The sequence below is a fragment of the Acinetobacter indicus genome, assembly GCF_009914475.1.
GTDB classification, from domain to species: Bacteria; Pseudomonadota; Gammaproteobacteria; order Pseudomonadales; family Moraxellaceae; genus Acinetobacter; species Acinetobacter indicus.
In genome coordinates, this window is the sequence record NZ_CP045198.1 from 1,823,961 (window position 1) to 1,838,096 (window position 14,136).

The window sequence follows — 14,136 nt, forward strand, 5'->3', positions numbered from 1 at the left end:
AAATCTTTGCCCAGTTTTGAAGCGATTACCCGTTTACTTTGGTCGCGTCCTGCTGGAAGTAGGCATCGAAGCGGCAGGCATCTCCGGTCCATTGATGATCCGGTGTTTGCCCGGCCAGATATACTGCCAGACGTGGTCGCTTAACCACCACACGTTTGGCGATTTTTTGCGCCAGCGGTAGCAAGGCATCGCCCAAATCCATTTCACCATGTTCCGGCAATAACAAATGCAGCAGCTGCATCTGCTTTTTGACTTGTGCCTGTTTTTTTACCGCCTGCTGGTTCTGGTCACGCTGTGGAAACATCGGATCCAGATACATCACATCAACAGCCTGCCCTGCTTCTGCCTGCGCTTTTAAGTAATCAGCCGAATCAGAAAAGACCAAGTGGATGCGTGCGGCAACCTTGCTTAAAAACGGGTCCTGTAGGGCGCGCTGGTAGCTGTCTTCCAATAAACTAAACAGAATCGGATGCCGTTCTACCAGCGTTACTTCAGCCCCCAAATGCGCCATCAGCAAACTGTCATGGCCCAGACCTGCAGTTGCATCAATCAGCTGCGGTTTTTCCGCCAGGTTACAGGCACGGGCCAGCATTTCTGACTTTAATGACGCGCGTTTTAAACGCGGAATTTCAGCCTGCCAGTCTGGCTGCATTTTCATGCCCAGCGCACATAGCCACAGGCCATCGGCATCAACGCACAGCGCCATGTCTGGATGCAGTCTTAAAAAACGTGCATTCAGTTTGTCGATGACGTCAATCTGAAGGGTAACCCCACGTGAAGAAAGCACAGCCTGATAGTGCTGTGCTTTCTCGAGAAATGCGGGTTCGGTATAGCAGCGAAGTTCGCTTACCATAAGGTCCAGCCTGTATATGCAAAGAGTAAAATCAGAAGGCCTGACACAATACGATACCAGGCAAAAATCATAAAGTCGCGTTTGGCCACATACGCCACCAGCGCGCGAATTAAGATTAATGCGGAGATAAAGGAAACAATAATCCCGACGCTCAGTACGGTCCAGTCCTGCGTGGTCTGGAAGACATCATAACTTTGATATAAATCCAGCAAGCCTGCGCCAATAATCACCGGAATTCCCAGAAAGAACGAGAATTCTGTCGACGCTTTACGTGATACGCCCAGGAACATCGCCCCAATAATGGTCGCGCCCGAACGTGAAGTGCCCGGAATTAAAGACAGTACCTGAATCAGACCAATCCAGATCGCATCTTTATAGGTCAGGTCTTCAACTTCCTGCGCCCGTACTTGAGGTGGATGCTTCTCAATCCAGATAATGATCAGACCACCAATAATCAGGCCAATAGCCACGGCGATATCATTAAACAACATCGCTTTCACGGTTTGCCCGAAAGCCAAACCAATCAGAATAATCGGCAGCGAGGCCAGAATCAGGCCAAAGCCCAGACGGCGTCCGGTTTCTTCGCCGGTGAACATGCCGGTGGCTGCGCCCCAAAGCCGGGTCCAGTATTCATAAATCACTGCTGCAATTGCCCCCATTTGAATGGCAATTACAAAAACATCACTTTTTTCTTTGGTCCAGAAGTTCATCAGTTCTGAAGCCAAAATTAAATGGCCGGTACTGGAAATTGGTAAGAATTCTGTGATTCCTTCAACAATTCCCATAATTGCCGCTTTCAGCAGCAGTAAAAAATCCATAGAAAATCCTAGTTATGATTTGCCTTGTTCTGGAATTTTTTTCCAAGCATTATCCCGCAAATACACCGGTAATGCGTATTCCGCACTGACCCATGCTTCACGTTGGGCCAATACGCGTGCAATGGTAGCAATATCTTGCGCCGTTGCACTTAAGTCTTTGTATTGTGTTTGTTCTTGTTGCAATAAGGTTGAACCTGAGCCTACTAATGGGGACTGCGCTACGGCCGCCGCATCACTATAGCCCAATAACTGTTCTTCGCTCACCGGCTGCATAATGCCTTCTGCATCTAACTGGAAACTGGCGATATAGACTTCATTCATCCGCGCATCCAGCACTGCTGTTACCGCGCTTAAACCTGCTAGCCGATAAGCCGCTTGTGCCAGTGCCTGCAAGGTCGATACCGGAATGACCGGCAGATCATGTGACCAGGCCAGTGCCTGTGCCACCGCGGCATTAATCCGCACGCCACTGAACGAGCCCGGGCCACGGCTAAAGGCCACTGCGGTTAAATCGGCAGTGGTCGTTTCGGTCTGAGCAAAACCTTGCTCAATCATCGGGAGAATGGTTTGGGTTTGTGCCTTGGCGCGCTCATCCAACTGAAAAAACAGTTCCTGCGTGTCATTTACAATCGAAACGGAACACTGCTCATTGGCAGTTTCCAATGCCAGTAACTTCATGCACAACCTTAAAATTAAATTTTAAAAACTGGCCGCTATCATACTCCACTCCTAGACACTAGGCGAGAACTTCACCGGCTTTCACACAGAAAAAAGCCAGTTTCAAACTGGCCTTTAGGTATCTTAAAGTTCGACTTTTTCCAGTTGCTGGAAATGCTTGAAGTGCTCGGCATAATGTAAGGCGCTCAGTTTCAGGCGGGCTGCCCCTGCTTCATCCAGGGTTTTTACAATCTTGCCGGGAGAACTCATCACCACCGAATTATCCGGGATGACTTTGCCTTCCGGAATCAGCGCATTGGCGCCAATAATACAGTTTTTCCCAATCACGGCATGATTCAGCACCACCGCATTAATACCAATCAGGCTGTTATCGCCGATGGTACAGCCATGCAACATGGCCTGATGACCGATAGTGACATAGTTACCAATCTGCATCTCAATACCCGCATCGGTATGCAGCACCGCATTTTCCTGGACATTACTAAAATCTCCAAGACGAATCAGGCTGTTATCGCCACGCACCACCGCGCCAAACCAGATACTCACCTGCCGGCCCAGCTCGACCTGACCAATGACCGTTGCGGTTTCGGCGACCCAACCATCCCATGGTTGATGTAATGCTTTTGGGGCAATGCCCTGAAATTTATACAACATTAAAATTCCCTATTTAGATGATTTAAATCGAAACGTCGGTGAATTCAGTAAAAATGGCCATTCTTTTTGATAATCCAGCCCATACTGAAATAAAGCCACCAGCATCCGTGCAGTTAATCCCCAGACAATCTCATTTTCAACGCGCATGCTGGGAAAATATAAGGACTGATGGGCATAGCGCACCTCATATGGCACCGGCGGCGCTTCAATCAGATTTTTTAAAGAGGCGAAAAAAATACGGTCAATTTCGGTCGGTTGCGCTGACAGCTGCACCTCGGGTGGAATCAGGCCGACAATGGGTTTGACCAGCATGCCATTACGCGATTTTTGCATTGGCAAATCGCCAATCAGTTCCACATCAAAAGGATTCAGCGCGGTTTCTTCCTGTGCTTCGCGCAGTGCCACCACAATATTACTGGTATCCTGTGGATCGCGCTTGCCGCCCGGGAAAGACACCTCACCGGCATGGCTGTTTAAATAGGCCGAACGGCGGGTCAGCAGGACTTTCGGCTGAGCTTCATCGGTAATCGCAATCAACACGGCCGCATGCGCCTCACGCATACTTCGCGAGAAGCGTAAGCGCTGTTGCAATTCCTGTGTCAATGAATGCTCTACCATCTTTTATTATCCTGATTGCCTGACTTTCATCATAGCTGAAATTCTGGGCAAAAGGATAGAAATGATGCCAAAGTTCATTTTTTCAGTTATGCTGATCAGCAACTTTATCGTTGATGCTGAATATGAACTTTTGCGGAACGTGTGGACATAAAACAACGGAAAAAATTCCTTTAGGCGATCACCAGTTACGCCGTGTTTGCAGCCATTGTGGCAGTATTCATTATGTGAATCCGAAAGTGATTTGCGGTGCTTTGGTGCTGTGGGAAGATCAGGTGTTATTATGCCGCCGTGCCATTGAACCGCGTTATGGACTCTGGACCCTACCTGCCGGTTATATGGAACTGTTTGAAACCATGGAACAAGGCGCGGCACGTGAAACCCGTGAAGAAGCAGAAGCGGAAATCGAGATTGAGCAGCTGTACTGCATGTACAACATTCCACGGATTGGCCAGATTTATGTGCTGTTTAAAGCGCAGCTGATTGAAGGTCAATTTGGGGCGGGTGAAGAAACTATTGAATCGCGTCTGTTTAGCGAAGATGAAATTCCATGGGCAGAACTAGCCTTCCCAAGCGTGGAACATACCTTAAGACATTATTTTGAAGACCGCAAAAACCAGCATTTCCCGACTCATCTGGAAACCTTGGGTACGCGTTTGGATCATACGGGTTAACAATAAATATCCCCGCCAAGAAAAAGCCCATCCGTAGATGGGCTTTTGTATTTTAATGAATATATTGCTGTTACTGGATACGCACCTGTTCCGGGTTATAACAGTCCGCCACTTCGATGCTCACGGTTCCACCGGTGAGTTTAGCCAGTTCTTTATCGGCATCCGTAGCATTGTTGCTATCCTGATTGGTAAAAGTCTTGAGCTGCAAGGTATACAGGTTACTCCATGACACGGTATTGTTGCCGGAGAAGTCACTCAGGCTAATCCGGGTCGAGGTATGATTGACCAGATTACCCATATTCAGCCGCGCACCACCTACCACCATGGCCTGCTCGCCCTGGGTATTGTCAACCCGGGTATTCAGGCCAATTACCGCACCATTCAGCTGATTAAAAACCGGATTCGCCAGAATCATCCGCAGGGTAATCGCCTGATTGCTCAGATCAGTTGCTCCCAGCACACCAATACGATATTGCGTGACATTATTACTATCCACAATCTCTGGCGTACTGCTATCTGTAGCGACTGCACAGCTTCCCGACAGATCGGTTGCGGTCGGATTTGGGCCAATATCGGTACGGATATTGCCCTGCTCATCCAGCACAATCCCGAGTTTCATTGCTGGCGCGGCATTATTAGCAAAATTGAAATTCAGAGTGGCATATAACGGGAAAATATAACGCTCACCCAAGGCCACATTTTTCGCCGAAGTAAAAATCCGGTTATCCAGGAAATTCACCTGAAAATATTTATAGATATCCAGTGAGCCCTTAAACTGATCCGTGCCAATAGTCTGGGTCCAGCGGCCATATTCTTCCGGCTTTCCTGTCGGGAACTTGGTCAGGGTTTTATAAATGCCTTCGGTGCCGGCAATCATATAATCGTTATACAGTTTCCCCTGGGTCACGGTAAAATCTTCAGTCCGGTTACTGTTGATGCTAAAACGATAAGGCCCCTGGATCGTTTCATTCAGTGGATTAATCCAGTTATTTTGTGCCGCTGCGGTCATCAGTTCCGGACGGACACGTTTCAAGAAATCGGCCGTAATGGTCAATAACGGGTTTTCATTACTGGTCGACATGGTTCCACGCCACTGCATGCCATAACCGAAAGTATAACCCGAGCGATCGGTCATCAACTGGAACTGGCCAATCAGGTGTCTTAAGGTATTCGAGTTCTGTTTACAATCATCCTGATTACAGCCATATAAACCTTGTGGTAAGGTCGAACCCTCCACAGCCAGTACCGGATAGTTGGCCTGATAAGAGGCAGAGTTGGTCATATAAACCAGGGTTTTCAGCGCGTCAAAGGCCTGCGCATCACTGACGGTGCTCAAGTCAACCCAAGGACTTAACTTGCTGACATAGGCACCGGAACGGTAATCCTCCAGCGTCACCGAACCCAAAATATCATCCAGCTGTTCTTTTTTTAGCGCAGAAATATAAAGTGGCTGCACATCACCGGCAATGGTCGGCCGTTCTTGGTTCTTGGAACTTTCAATTGATAAAGCCTGTAAAATACGTGTAATTGCCTGTGCCACTTGAACAGTTGAATCCGATGGGGTCAGTTCGGTTGCGGCCTGTCCGGTTAAGCCACGGGCAATATCCAGCAGGGTTAAACGCGGCAAGCTGGCACTGACCGAATTGGCCAGACCAATATCAGCTAGGCTTACTGTCCCCAGATTAATTGATTTTTCTGTTTTTTCCTGAATAAAGAAATGGACTTTATCACCGGCACTACATTTACCGGTGGCGGCATTGGTGGTTGGCGCAATCAGGGTAATATAGGTTTTGCTTGGATCACTGCTACAGGTGAAATTCAGGCCATCCACCGGATAATCCAGGGCAAACTCCACACAGTTTTGCCCGCTAACACAACTGCCATTAATTTCCGACACAATATTCGGCTCTGGAATGACATTGGCACTTTCACCACCACAGCCACTGAGTGCCATCATCAAGGCGGTACTGCTCAAGGCTAAAATATTTGATTTCTTCATCCTGATGTCTCATGTTTTTTATTGATCTAAGGCAATAATTTTCAATTGGCCCTGATTACTTAACTGGCGGTTTTCCATATCGATTGCCGATGCCAGCGGGGTTAAAAGAAGATAACGGGTTTGAGCCGGCAATTGAATCACCCCTTCCACCTGCTCATGTTGCAATAAGGTGGATTGAGTATCCTGGCTCTTGTAGCCGCCTGCACCTTCAATCACACAGCCTTGCGCATCCAGAAAAACGGCAAAAGGCCAGTAAAATGTAGGTTGCCGGGTTTTAGAAGCGTATGAATTCACCTGAAGATGGCGTAAATCTCCCTCCAGCTTCACCACCTCATAATCAAATTCATCTGTTAATGGTGCACGTGGCCAGAGATTGACGTCTTTCTGTACGGCCAGGGTCTTGGCATGTTTAATTTTTTTATTGTTAAAACAGGACTGGCCTAAACTGCTGATGGCATCGGCCTGTGCAATACGATAATAAGTCGATGACAGCACCATTGGCTTGACACTTTCTGGCTGGCGTTTCTTGAACAGGCGATCCAGCACCGATTGTCCGACTCCTTTTTCACGTTCTACCACCTGCACCCGGGTCGCACCACCGCCCAATTTACTGTCAACTACGCCTTCCGGCATCATATAAAAACGCTTTTTCCCCTCCAGGTTAAATTCACTGTGTTCCAGGTATTCATTATTGACGTACTGCTCCCCTTCCATTTCGGTAAAACCGGAAGATGAAGTACGGTCTGGTTGATCAGCTTGCACAGTCTTCAATACTTTCTGAGATTCAGTTTGCGGGATGACAGATGTAATCGTTGGAGATGATGAAGCTGATACCGGTTTTGTGGTTGCCGATACAACTGGTGTGACGACAGGCTGTTCCACAACTGCTGTATCTGGTGTTTTTTGTGGGATACTTTCTGTGAGTTTTACCGTAGTGACTGGTTGAGTCGGTACAGTACTAACTGTGGGTACGACTGCAACAGCAGGAGCTCTGACAGGTTCAGAAACGGGAATTTGCGCTTGCGGCTGCGCCGGATTCAAAGCAGAGGATGCTCTACTTTGTGCCTGCGTTTTGTTTACCGGCACAGCTTCTTTTTTCGCGGCCGGCCGGGTTTCGGCCTTACGCTGTACCACCATCGGCCGGCCATCCGGGCCAATAATGGTATAAAACTCATTGGCATAACTTACACTGGCCGAGCCCAAAGACAGCGCCCAGAGTGAAGACAGGCAAATCAAGCCAGATAAACGCTTTGTCACTTTTACCATCGTGTTCTATAGCTCAGACCTAAAATTGTAATGTTGCTAGCGGTTTTGACATTCAGTCCCGCATACGGGTTGAGTAATAAGTTATTCACCCCTTCTTTGTTGGCTAGGCTACTGGTATTGGCTGGAATTTTGTCCCGGCTTTGCAGAAAGCCGATCGATAAATCCAGGTCAGTATCGGCATCAAAACGATAGCCCACACCTAAACCAAACAGACGTGCATTATTAATGGGTACCATGGTATTACGCTTGTCATCTGGAATCGCACTGGTTCGTGGTTCATAACCGGCACGCAGCTTTAAACGGTCGGTAGCAGAATATTCAATCCCGATGCCCCAACTCCATGGTGACTGGAAGCCCATCGGCAAGGCCAGTGAGCTGTCAGAGACATGTTCAGACAATAATTTGGCAATTTTCAGGGCAGAAATCTGGCGGTCAAATTCAAACTTGAACTTGTCCCAAGCAGCATAATCGGTCCAGCCGACATCAAAGTTCACCTGTAAATCTGGCATTACCTTGTATTTAATCCCGGCCTGGAAATGCGCTGGATATTCAAAATCCATCGCCACCAGCCCTGACTCACTGGCCGGAATATAGTTCGGGAAGCCTAAAATTGCCGCCAAAATTTGCCCGGTTGGGGAAGACATCAAGCCTTTAATCAGCTCACTCGGCGCCTTGGCATTATCAATATGATATTTACCTTTGAGCCGCATTTTGGCGGAGCTTTGATAGACCATACCAAAGCTGAAATCTTCACGTGGCTCCCATAACACCCCGAGGTTATAGCTTGGGCTCAGACTTTGCTCGACGGCCAGATCCATTTGTCCAAAACGACCAAACGGATTCATGCCTTCCTGTGCGTTACAAATCCCCAGCAACAGAATATCGGTAATAATATCGGAGTTTTCTTTAAACGGGGTACAGACGACTTCATCAATCATCCGCAGCATCCCGATCAGGTCATTCGGGAAACGCAAGTCGGTATTCATGGCAATGGCCTGGTAGGACATTCCCACCGATGCCCCGACTGATAGCTCATCATTGACCTGATAGGCAATTGACGGTGACAGATAGGTAATCCGTTCCAGTGCCACCTGCTGCCCCATGAAGTTACCTGGGTTGCCATCTTCAGCACCAAAACCGGCAATTAACGGCGCATACATCGCAGTAGCAAAGGTGGTTTTAGACCCCGGCGGATTGTAGGCAATCCCTGCTGTTGGTGCGGCCAGTGGCATGCCTTCACCCAGATCAACAAACTTTTTCAGTACCGGCACATACAGCGATGCATATTCCACATCACCCGATACTTCACCTTTAAAGTCGGTACAAAAGTCAGCCAGAATTTCCGGTCCATCATGACAGACCAGTGGATCATCGGAATAACCAAATACGTTATAGTCGGCTGGCGCAGAAAACTCACGCTGTACATCAAAGTGCGCCAGCACCCCTTGTACATCGGTTTGCAAGCCTTCAATTTTAGTTAAGGCTGCCGGGTTAAAATGAATGGCACTAATGCCCGGTGGATCTGCCGTGACCGCGTTGCCCATGGTCAAGGAACGGATATCGACAGATAGGTTTTGTCCCAATTGTGCAAAAGCAGCACTCGAACAGCCCGATAAGATCAGCGCAGACACTAACGGGCGAAGTCGAATTATTTTCATACGACCAGCCTCTTAGCGAAGTTTCTTACCAAAGCCCAGAATATCGAGTGGGAAAGACAGACCTAAAGACACATCCGGTGCATCTTCTGTCAAACCAATACCAACAGTACCATTGACAATCGTTTCAGGAGAAACGCGCACCCCTAAAGAAATGGCCAGGGTAGAACTGGTCTGATCGGCCGGAGAATAGCTTTCGCCGGTGTGATAGAGGAATTCAGCGCCAGTATTAAAACTCTGCTGATACGACATGGTCATTGAAACATCGTAGTTAAAGGAATAGGCAAAACCAAAGGCGAAACCACCACTAATGCCCGGCTCAAATTCCTCAATAATACGTGGGCCACGAATCTGGTTTAAGCCCGACTCCTTAAAACCATAATTGGCGGAGACCGAAGCGAACAACACCACTGGGTCGATATATTTACGGGTACTGGCTCCAATCCCTGCAGAATAATAGCCCTTACCGGTCGCAAGTTCGGTGGTGCTATTAATTTCATACGGACTATCACCGGTTTTGGTAGAAAGATTTCCGAATAAAATTAGTGGCAAACGGCCGGCTTTTAAAGGAAAAGGTTCCCAGCGTGCGCCTAAAGAAATATCTCCCAGACCCGCGGTATTCGCATCTTTTAATTGATCGGTCTTGGCCACCAAAGGTAAAGAGGCGGTTAAGGTCAGGTTATCCAATAATCCATATTGAACGGTGAAGGTGTTGGTCAATGCATGCGATGCATTTTCCTGAACACGCAACTGATAGATTTGGCCTTGCGCCATTTCCATATCAATTTGCGTATCACGATAATAGGTATAATCAATATCGTAATAAGATGAGATATTGCCTTTTTTGATTAAGGAATATTGGCGTTCATTGGAGGTAAAGACTTCTTCCAGATTGGCTTCTTTGGTAGCATCCCCTTCCTGCTGCTGTAACGCAGTTGATGCAGCCTGCTCAACACTCGGTGCAGTCGCTGTTGCTGTTTCAATATCGGCCTCAGCAACTGCTTCAGTGCTAACTTCTTCAGGGCTTGAGTTTTCTGCTGGAGCTGTGGCTTCTGACGCAAGCTGCTGCTCTTCTACTGTTTCATATTGTCCTAACTGTGGCTCTTCTGCAGCATAAGCAGCTGCTCCCCAGACCATTTGGATACTGATAGCCAATACGGTTTTATTCATCCATTTAGATTTCATCTTCTTCCCTTCCAATTTTTAATTTTTTTTCGTTTTTAAAGTAAATATTTACTTACTTTTATAATAGAGTCTTAAAAAGTTGTACTGATGTTCGCCGAAATTCTCTGACTCAGGATTCATGTTTCGTTCTAAACGAATGGTCGAGGCTTTATCAGCAATTTTGTCCATATAGAATTGCGGATATTGAATATTGACAAAGGCATGATGGTTAACAGTGGCATCTTCAACATGGCGCATATCACTATCCTGTAAAGCCAGGAAGTCTTTACGATATTCAGGCGCCACATTAATCAGGAACAAGGTATTGTTTTCCCACACCTCTTTAAAACGCTGCTCATCAAAACTGATATTCCCCAGTGCCGGGTCAGCCACATAGACCCGGCCATCCTTATAGGCCTTATACACCACAAAATGCTTAAAACCGGCATAGGAAATCGGCACAATTGCGGGCTGGCCCTGCTTGACCAGATCTGAAAATTCCCCACGATAGCCGCCACTTTCCATGCCCAATGCAGCAACAAAACGTTTCATATCCAGCAAAGAGAAACTACGCCGTTCAATAATGCGCTCGTACTCCCCATAACGTAGCAAACCACTCATGGTCTGCTGCTCTGTCAATCGGGTTCCGACATAACCATTTAACAGCGTGGTTAAAGCGGCCGATCCACAGCTATAGTCATAAGCCTGACGTACAATGCCCCGGAATTGATCTTGTAAAGCAGGTTGAATACGTACAGGCTCACGATGCATACGGGTAAAAGAAGAATTGCGGGAATCCAGTGTTTCCGTATAGCGTACGGTTTCCGGATGTTGTTCCTTTAAGTCGAAGGCTTGTGTGGCAGCGTAATACATCAATGCCGAGCCTAATGCGATCTCTAACATAATTTTTTACTTTTCAAGTTCCAGGCAGCTCTGCCAGTTCATTTTTTATTTTTAGAGTAAGAACTCTACTTCCATGTATTTAGCAAGATACCTTTTTTTTTAAAAAAAAACAGTACTTTTTTATCTTTTTGCCAACTTTTACAGTTTTTTTGTAAAAAAAAGCGCGTGAAAACACGCGCTTTTTTAATATAGAACTTAGTGACCAGAAATAGAAATAACCGCACCCTTAATATAATCCCGTGGTGATGTGCTGTAATAAGTCTGAAGTCCTTGGACTTCCATATCACCAATTGATGCCGCATCGCGGTTACCTAAATGAATACCTTTAATATATTGATCTTTCGCAAAACCAGTATCATTACTTACAATACGGATATGTGCAGCCTTACCAACGGTATCACTTCCACCAACATATGCATTGTTAAATACTTGAATATTTTGATCTAATGTTAAATCTTTACCATTTGCATCGGTAATTTTAATACTTTCAATAAAGATTTCACCAGCTTCTTTAGTCGCAACAGCAGTAGCTGTGCCATTAAGGTCTGCTGAACCAACAGTAACCCCTTTAGTAGAGTTATCTAAAATACCTAGGTTTTTGATCTCCAGACCACCCACCATAGTTGTTTTCAGTTTTACCATTGCGCCTTGCGGTGCAGCACCTAACTGAATATTCGCATCCATCTTACCTGTTTTGAGCTCTAGTCCAGATAAAATGGCATTATAATTATTTTCGGTACCACCACGACGAAGTGCCGAGGTTGTGCTTGCGCTACCTTGTACACCCGAAGCAGTTACACCAATTTCACCAATTTTAATATCCAGACCAGAAACTTCAGCTGCGATGTTAATAAAGGCTGTATTACCACCACCTGCACCGCCATCGGAGTCAATTGTTAAATCAGCCAAGTTACGAGATGCAAGGAGATAAGCGCCATTATCATCATAGTTAGCGCCAATCACAACACCGTGATCTTTCACAGCATTTGTTTCATTACCCTGGTCATCCAGAATTGATTTACCATTCCCTTGAATAACAATCGCACCAGCAGTACCAGCACCATTAGCAGTCTTTAAACCATCATTATCATGGATAAAGAGCTTTTCAATTTCAATTTTTGAAATACCGATACCAATCGATAAACCATCTTGACCTGTGGTTGCGCTAAGTGCTGAATCATCCATTGCCTGCATTGCAAATGCATTTGCACTTAATGCCATTGAAGATACTAAAGCTAGTTTAGTAAATGTTTTCATATTTACTCTCCCAAGAGTATTATTTTTTTGATTGTTACCACTCTTGTGCAGCGGGTTGATTATTTGTTTTTAGCAACCTGCTACGTATTTCCTTGAGCGGCTGGATAGCACTAACAAAGTTATCCCCCTGTCAATTTTTGTTCAACTGCTATTGATCATATTTTTCAGCTTGCCGATAAACGGTCATAAGCATTTTCTTGGCGCAGAATCAGGTAAAATAGATATTTATTGTTGATTTTCTCCAAATTTATGGCCACCTCATCTTTCTACAAACAAGTACTTTGTGAATCCTCCTATACCCCAGCAGAAATTTTAAAGGCGCTGGGTTCACTCTCACATCTTGTTTATTTAGAAAATAATGGCCAACCGATTATTGGCTTATCAGCAACACATTACTACCTTATTCAACAAAATAAATGGCAGTATTTTAAGCAACACAGTTTTAATCATTATCTTGAAGAAACAGCAGCGCCTTCTTTAGATGACTTTTTGCAGCCAACTGGTTGTATTGGCGACAGTTATTTTAAAGGTGGACTGATCGGTTTTATCAGCTACGATTATGCCGCCCAACAGCACATTCATACTCAAAGCAAAGCTCAACCGTGTTTATTTCTAGGACAATTTCACAGTTTTCTAACCCTGGAAAATGGGCACTGGTATTTCACCAGCGATGAGCAGCAAGCCGAATTTTTATTAACTTATATTCAAAATTTGTTGGCTCAAAAACGGGAGAATTCATTTAAATTAACTCAGGCCTGTACCGCACGCTGGAATAAAACTGAATATCAACAGGCCTTTAATCAAGTCCAGGATTATATTGTTGCAGGTGATTGTTATCAGATTAATTTAACCCAGGAATTTAAAGGTTCTGCGGAAGGATTATTATTAGATACCGCTACAGATTTTTGGGCGCTAACCCATGCTCCTTATGCCGGTTATTTAAAAATAAATGACTTTGAATTACTCAGCTGTTCACCTGAATTATTTATTGATTTTCTGCCTCATCGGCAACTCCTCACCAAACCGATTAAAGGCACCATGCCACGTTATACAGACCCAATATTAGATGAGCAATCTAAACAGACCTTAAAAAATTCTGAAAAAGATCAAGCTGAAAATGTGATGATCGTCGATTTACTGCGTAATGATCTGAGTGTCTATGCCGAAACCGGTTCAGTAAAAACGCCGAAGTTATTCAATATTGAATCATTTAAACAAGTACATCATATGGTGAGTGAAATCACCGCGACGTTAAAAGCAGAGATCAATCCACTAGATGTATTGCTGTCTGCACTTCCGGGCGGCTCGATTACTGGCGCCCCTAAAATTCGCGCCATGCAGATTATTGAAGAGCTGGAAGGCACACCACGCGGGGCCTATTGCGGATCAATGGGTTATTTTAATTTTGATGGTACCGGTTCCTGGAATATTCTGATTCGCTCAATTCAAAAATATCAACACGAAGTTTCGTTATGGGCCGGTGGTGGTATTACCATTGCCTCTGATTGTGATGCAGAATATCAGGAATGTTTTGATAAGGTTTCGGCGATGCTGGATTTACTCAATACCTGGTACACACCTGAATAAATAAAAAAGCGAC

General features: G+C 45.7%; 13 protein-coding genes. 2 read left to right on the forward strand and 11 right to left on the reverse strand.

The features are described 5' to 3' along the window. Nucleotides 1–25: 25 nt before the first annotated feature. The 5 genes from GA693_RS09080 to GA693_RS09100 form a co-directional block, all read right to left on the reverse strand. The gene (locus GA693_RS09080; protein ID WP_160241027.1) at nt 26–853 is read right to left on the reverse strand and encodes a class I SAM-dependent methyltransferase; all 828 of its coding nucleotides are present in this window, start codon (nt 851–853) and stop codon (nt 26–28) included. Next, nucleotides 847–1,671: an undecaprenyl-diphosphate phosphatase gene (locus tag GA693_RS09085; RefSeq protein WP_160241026.1), complete on the reverse strand. Its 825-nt coding sequence runs from the start codon at nt 1,669–1,671 to the stop codon at nt 847–849. The genes GA693_RS09080 and GA693_RS09085 overlap by 7 nt, the downstream gene beginning before the upstream one ends. 12 nt (nt 1,672–1,683) lie before the next feature. Next, nucleotides 1,684–2,349, reverse strand: a complete 666-nt coding sequence (gene tsaB / locus GA693_RS09090) for a tRNA (adenosine(37)-N6)-threonylcarbamoyltransferase complex dimerization subunit type 1 TsaB (protein WP_160241025.1) — start codon at nt 2,347–2,349, stop codon at nt 1,684–1,686. Between the two features lie 123 nt (nt 2,350–2,472). Then, on the reverse strand, nt 2,473–3,000 hold the full coding sequence (locus GA693_RS09095) for a gamma carbonic anhydrase family protein (RefSeq protein WP_171502419.1): 528 nt from the start codon (nt 2,998–3,000) through the stop codon (nt 2,473–2,475). Between the two features lie 12 nt (nt 3,001–3,012). Next, entirely contained in the window at nt 3,013–3,621 is a 609-nt protein-coding gene (locus GA693_RS09100; protein WP_160241023.1) for a CoA pyrophosphatase, read from the reverse strand. A 122-nt stretch (nt 3,622–3,743) separates the two neighbouring features. On the opposite strand from GA693_RS09100, the gene GA693_RS09105 reads away from it, so the two are divergent. Further along, entirely contained in the window at nt 3,744–4,292 is a 549-nt protein-coding gene (locus tag GA693_RS09105) for an NUDIX hydrolase (RefSeq protein ID WP_104470910.1), read from the forward strand. Between the two features lie 70 nt (nt 4,293–4,362). Here GA693_RS09105 and filF read toward each other — a convergent pair whose 3' ends face one another. The 6 genes from filF to filA form a co-directional block, all read right to left on the reverse strand. Further along, entirely contained in the window at nt 4,363–6,291 is a 1,929-nt protein-coding gene (gene filF / locus GA693_RS09110) for a putative pilus system protein FilF (RefSeq protein WP_104495152.1), read from the reverse strand. A gap of 18 nt (nt 6,292–6,309) precedes the next feature. Further along, complete coding sequence (gene filE / locus GA693_RS09115; protein WP_005179905.1) at nt 6,310–7,557, reverse strand: putative pilus assembly protein FilE; 1,248 nt, start codon at nt 7,555–7,557, stop codon at nt 6,310–6,312. After that, nucleotides 7,551–9,215, reverse strand: a complete 1,665-nt coding sequence (gene filD / locus GA693_RS09120) for a putative pilus system OmpP1/FadL family transporter FilD (RefSeq protein ID WP_016659496.1) — start codon at nt 9,213–9,215, stop codon at nt 7,551–7,553. Before filD ends, filE begins: the two co-directional genes overlap by 7 nt. Nucleotides 9,216–9,227: 12 nt before the next feature. Next, a complete protein-coding gene (gene filC, locus GA693_RS09125; RefSeq protein ID WP_160241022.1) occupies nt 9,228–10,397 on the reverse strand; it encodes a putative pilus system protein FilC in 1,170 nt (389 codons plus the stop codon). A gap of 48 nt (nt 10,398–10,445) precedes the next feature. Further along, nucleotides 10,446–11,279 carry a putative pilus system C39 family peptidase FilB gene (filB, locus tag GA693_RS09130; RefSeq protein WP_045795549.1) on the reverse strand — a complete coding sequence of 278 codons (834 nt, stop codon included), beginning with the start codon at nt 11,277–11,279 and terminating at the stop codon, nt 10,446–10,448. 195 nt (nt 11,280–11,474) lie between these two features. Then, nucleotides 11,475–12,536, reverse strand: a complete 1,062-nt coding sequence (gene filA, locus GA693_RS09135; protein WP_160241021.1) for a putative pilus system protein FilA — start codon at nt 12,534–12,536, stop codon at nt 11,475–11,477. A 249-nt stretch (nt 12,537–12,785) separates the two neighbouring features. Here filA and GA693_RS09140 point away from each other — a divergent pair, with 249 nt between their 5' ends. Continuing rightward, nucleotides 12,786–14,123: an anthranilate synthase component I family protein gene (locus GA693_RS09140; RefSeq protein ID WP_160241020.1), complete on the forward strand. Its 1,338-nt coding sequence runs from the start codon at nt 12,786–12,788 to the stop codon at nt 14,121–14,123. Nucleotides 14,124–14,136 lie beyond the last annotated feature (13 nt).